Source organism: Micrococcus sp. KRD096, from assembly GCF_017168495.1.
GTDB lineage: Bacteria > Actinomycetota > Actinomycetes > Actinomycetales > Micrococcaceae > Micrococcus > Micrococcus luteus.
In genome coordinates this window covers 40,809-45,695 of record NZ_JABFAY010000001.1, presented here as the reverse complement: position 1 = coordinate 45,695, position 4,887 = coordinate 40,809, and the positions used below count along the sequence as shown (strand labels likewise).

Below are 4,887 nucleotides of genomic sequence, written 5' to 3'. Positions count from 1 at the left end.
GCAGTCGCGTACACGCTGAACAACAGGCCCAGGAAGGTCCTGGACTGGAAGACTCCCGCGGAGGTCTTCGCCGAGCAGCTACGCTCGCTCTCAACGCACGGTGTTGCAACGACCGGTTGAACCCGCCCAATTCACGTCCGTAGCCTTCGCTGAGACCCTGGCGCTGGAGGCCATCGCCGCCTCGATCGGGTCAATCGGCGACGCTTATGACTGTCAGTCTCTGAGGGCCGGATTCCGCGAGGATGAGGAAGTCCTGGCCGTGGTGCTCTGACCCATCTCTACGATTGACCCACATGGTGTCTTGGCGTTGATCTGTCGGGCCCGCGGCCGGGCACGTACGACCACTGCCGCCGGTCCGGGCGGGGCGTGTCAGATGGTCTGTGTAAGCCGTACCGAGAGGAACGGTAAGAATCATGACCATGACCGACGAGAAGAACCCAGGCGAGCCCTCGGGCCAGGACCTGGTCGAGCAGCTGAAAGCCTCAGGGCAGCTTGATTCCCTATTCGCGCAGATCGACGCGGGCGGCGTCGAGCTCACCGGTGACGGCGGGTTCGTGCCCGCGCTGGTCAAGGCCGCGCTCGAGCGGGGCCTGCAGGCCGAGCTGACCAGCCATCTGGGCTACGAGAAGGGCTCGAGCGAGGCGCCGAAGCACGCCAACTCCCGCAACGGGACCACCCCGAAGACCGTGGAGTCCGAGGTCGGGCCGATCGAGCTGGACGTCCCGCGAGACCGGGGCGGGTCGTTCACCCCGCGCCTGGTGCCCAAGGGCCAGCGGCGCCTCGGGGGCCTGGATGACATGATCATCAGCCTCTATGCCGGCGGAATGACGATCCGGGACATCCAGCACCACCTGGCCTCCACGATCGGCACGGACCTGTCGCACGAGACGATCTCCAACATCACCGACGCCGTGAGCGAAGAGGTCCTGGCGTGGCAGTCGCGGCCGCTGGAGGAGTTCTATCCGGTGATCTATCTCGACGCAATCCGGATCAAGATCCGAGAGAACAGCCAGGTCCTCAACCGTGCCGCCTACATCGCCGTCGGCGTGGACCTCGAGGGCATCAAGCACGTGCTGGGGATCTGGGTCCAGGACACCGAGGGCTCGGCGTTCTGGGCCCACGTCTGCGCCGATCTCGCCAACCGGGGCGTGCGGGACGTGCTGATCGTGTGCTGCGACGGGCTCAAGGGCCTGCCGGAGGCGATCGAGGCGACGTGGCCGGACTCGATGGTCCAGACCTGCGTGGTTCACCTGATCCGGGCCGCGATGCGGTTCGTGGCCTACCAGGACCGCAAGAAGGTCGCCGCCGCGCTGAAGCCGATCTACACTGCCCCCAACGAAGAGACCGCGAGGAAGGCGCTGGCCGAGTTCGAGGCCTCCGAGCTCGGCACGAAGTACCCGTCTGCAGCCGCGACCTGGGCGAACTCCTGGGAGCGGTTCATCCCGTTCCTGCAGTTCCCACCCATGCTCCGCAAGGTCATCTACACGACCAACAGCATCGAGTGGCTGAACTTCCAGCTACGGAAGGTGACCAAGAACCGCGGCCACTTCCCCTCGACCGAGGCGGCGGTGAAGCTGCTCTGGCTGGCGATCTGCAACATCGAAGACAAACGCGCCGCCGAACGCGCTCGGGACCGGGGCAAACCCGCCGGCCAGCGCAAAGCCCAGGGCCGGCTCGTCGAAGGCCAGGCCGTCACGAACTGGAAGCAGGCCCTCGCCCAGCTCGCCGCGGCCTACCCCGACCGGATCAACCCCTACCTGTGACCACCCCGCTTACACAGACAAGTTGACACGCCCTCCGGGCGTGACCTGATAGGAGCCTGGAGCATTTTCGTGACCGTGTCCCCGTGACAGTCCTGTCCGCCCACCGGCGTCGGTGCCGCCCCCGCACCCGTAGCCGAAGGACAGCCTCGTATATGAGCCAGATCGCCCCCACCCGTTCCGGTCACGTCGTGATCGGCGTGGACACCCACAAGCACATCCACGTGGCCGCCGTCATGGACTCGATCGGTGGGATTCTCGCGACCGGCACGATCGCCACCGACCGTGCCGGTTACCAGCAGCTACTGGAATGGGCCGCGGACTACGGCACCATCATCGCGTTCGGCATCGAGGGCACAGGCTCCTACGGGGCTGGTCTGGCCTCGTACATCCGTCGCCAGGGGCACAAGGTCGTGGAAGTCTCGCGCCCAGACCGACGCCTGCGTCGGTTGAACGGGAAGTCCGACACCTTGGACGCTGAGAACGCGGCCCGCGCAGTCCTCGCGGGTTTCGCTACCGCCACGCCCAAGAGCGCCGACGGGAGCGTGGAAATGATCCGTCAGCTCAAAGTCGCTCACGACACTGCGGTCAAAGACCGCTCTGCAGCGATGATCACGTTGAAGGCGATGCTCGTGCACGCCGAAGAGAATCTACGCAAGGTACTGCAGGGGAAGACGCAGAAGATGATCGCCCGCCGCTGCGCTTCCCTGCGCCCCCGCGCGCTGAGCACGCCGGAGGAGGCCAATCGTCATGTGCTCCGGTCGCTGGCCAGGCGGTGGCTGTCGTTAAACGAGGAGATCCTCGAGCTCGAGGCCATGATCAAGGGGCTCGTGATCGCGCGTGCGCCGCACCTGCTCGACCAGTTCGGGATCGGCGTGGACACGGCAGCGGAGATCCTAATCGTGGCCGGGGACAATCCCGAACGGATCAAGAGCGAGGCAGCATTCGCCAAGCTCGCCGGCATCAGCCCCGTGCCTACAGGCTCAGGGATGAGCAGCGGAAAACATCGGATCAATCATGGCGGTCACCGTCAGCTGAACGCAGCCATCTACAGGACAGTCATCGTGCGGATGCGCTTCCATGAGCCCACGATCGCCTACGTGGCACGACGCACCGCGGAGGGCAAGTCCAAGCGAGACATCATTCGCTGCCTCAAGAGGTACGTGATCCGCGAGGTCTACCACCTCGTGAAGACCAACCCTCGCACCGGTCAGATCGCGAGTTGACAACTATAGGAGCATCAACGCCCTGGCCGAGTCCACGATCGGACTGTTCACAAACGAGGCAGTCCGGGGCGGTGTTTCGTTCCGGACCGGCCGCTGGGCAGCATCGACGACGTGGAGTGGGTCACCGCCGGCTGGGTCGACTGGTACAACAACCGGCGCCTGCACTCCACCCTCGGCGACATCCCTCCCGAGGAGTACGAAGCCGCGTACGCGTACTACGCTGACCCCTCCACGCCAGCCCACCGGGTGTTGGCACCCGCGTAGGAGCGGCAAAGAACCGGGGACGGTTCAGTTTGCTTCTTAGAGCCCGAAGACATCGTGCCTTTGCTACACGGTCTGGCGGCATTTGCTCTATGCAACGCCCCGTGTTCGGACGATCAACAAGTCAGGGAGCATCGTCACGTGAGGTGACCGACCGAGCGTTTCCACTTCAGCCCTGGCGTCAGCTTTGACCTTTGGCCACGCGTCCAGATCTCGCTCCGCGTTCAGCCACTCCAGAACTGCCTCGGGGACGCGCAGCTCCATGCTGGCCCACTCCAGCCTACCCTCCCGCGGCCGACCATCTATGGGCTCACGATCTGGCCGTGGGTCGTCCGCGCATTCTTCTGCGAGTTGTCGTACGAACTCGTAGTAGCGCCTCACCCACTGCAACTGAGTGAAGTCGACCTTCAATACATCTGGCGGTTCAACTGCATACAGAGAAACCGGGAAACCCATCGGGGCTTCTGCCAAGATCCCGTAGCGGGCGACTGGCACTGCGCCATTAACGTGAACCACCGCTCTAGCTGTTGTGGGGCATGAGGTTCTTGACATGGGTGCCGGGCTGAGATGAGACGAGCGGGCCTCTCCCGCAGGATGGAAGTTCCTACACCACCCACCTGCCCGAAAAGACCCACTCATGACTCACGCTAACGCACCCCTGACCCCCACCGGCCGTCTCAGGATGGTCCACCGCCACCTGCACGACGGGATCCCCCAAGCCCATGTCGCCGCCGAGTTCCGCGTCAGCCGCCCCACGGTGGCCACCTGGGTCGCCCGCTACCGCGCCCAGGGAGAAGCCGGCCTTCAGGACCTGCCCAGCCGGCCGCACCGTTCACCTGCCCAGCTCGACCCCGAGGTGGTGGCTCAGATCCAGACCCTGCGTCGCAGGGAGAAGTGGTCGGCCCGCCGGATCCATCACCACCTCGTCTCCGAGGGCCACCGGGTGTGTCTTCGTACCGTGGGACGGTGGCTGCACCGACTCGGGATCTCCCGCTTACGGGACCTGACCCCGGCCGGAGAAGACCTGCGCCAACGACCCCAGAAGATCACCGCGAGAGGGCCGGGGCACATGGTGCACCTGGACGTGAAGAAGATCGGGCGCATCCCCGAGGGGGGCGGCTGGCGTGCTCACGGCCGGGACTCCGAGAACGCGCGAGCGGCCAAGCGCGGGCCTGGCCGACGGGTCGGGTACACCTATCTGCACTCGGCGATCGACGGGTTCACCCGCCTGGCGTACACCGAGGCGTTGGAGGACGAGCGGGCGGCCACGACCGTGAGCTTCTACTGCCGGGCGAGGGCGTTCTTCGCCGCCCACGGCATCCGGATCGACAGGGTGATCACGGACAACGGGAACAACTACCGGGCCGTGGACTTCACCGCCAAGGTGGTCTCGCTCGGGGGCCGGCACCACCGGATCCGCCCCTACACCCCGCGCCATAACGGGAAGGTCGAACGCTACAACCGGCTGATGGTGGACGAGGTCCTCTACGCCCGCCCGTATACCTCAGAGACAGCTCGGCGTGAGGCGCTGGCCGTGTGGGTGAACCACTACAACTACCATCGGCCTCATACCTCCTGCGGGAACGCCCCGCCGGCCTCGTTGGCCCCGGCCCGAGTCAACAACGTCATGACCTCCTACA

The 4,887-nt window shown here is 65.5% G+C and carries 4 protein-coding genes; all 4 read left to right on the top strand.

Features of this window, described 5'->3' with window-relative positions:
• Positions 1-419: 419 nt before the first annotated feature.
• Positions 420-1,763, top strand: a complete 1,344-nt coding sequence (locus tag J1M41_RS00235) for an IS256-like element ISMlu11 family transposase (RefSeq protein ID WP_206450909.1) — start codon at positions 420-422, stop codon at positions 1,761-1,763.
• Positions 1,764-1,915: 152 nt separating this feature from the next.
• Positions 1,916-2,986, top strand: a complete 1,071-nt coding sequence (locus J1M41_RS00230; RefSeq protein ID WP_041103455.1) for an IS110 family transposase — start codon at positions 1,916-1,918, stop codon at positions 2,984-2,986.
• A 111-nt stretch (positions 2,987-3,097) separates the two neighbouring features.
• Positions 3,098-3,250: an integrase core domain-containing protein gene (locus J1M41_RS00225; RefSeq protein WP_206450908.1), complete on the top strand. Its 153-nt coding sequence runs from the start codon at positions 3,098-3,100 to the stop codon at positions 3,248-3,250.
• A 634-nt stretch (positions 3,251-3,884) separates the two neighbouring features.
• Positions 3,885-4,887: IS481 family transposase (locus J1M41_RS00220; protein ID WP_206450907.1), on the top strand; the 1,003-nt coding region annotated here is incomplete at its 3' end.

Coding starts and splice junctions, on each gene's coding strand:
- J1M41_RS00235 (WP_206450909.1), top strand. CDS start 420: ATGACCGACGAGAAGAACCCAGGCGAGCCCTCGGGCCAGGACCTGGTC.
- J1M41_RS00230 (WP_041103455.1), top strand. CDS start 1,916: ATGAGCCAGATCGCCCCCACCCGTTCCGGTCACGTCGTGATCGGCGTG.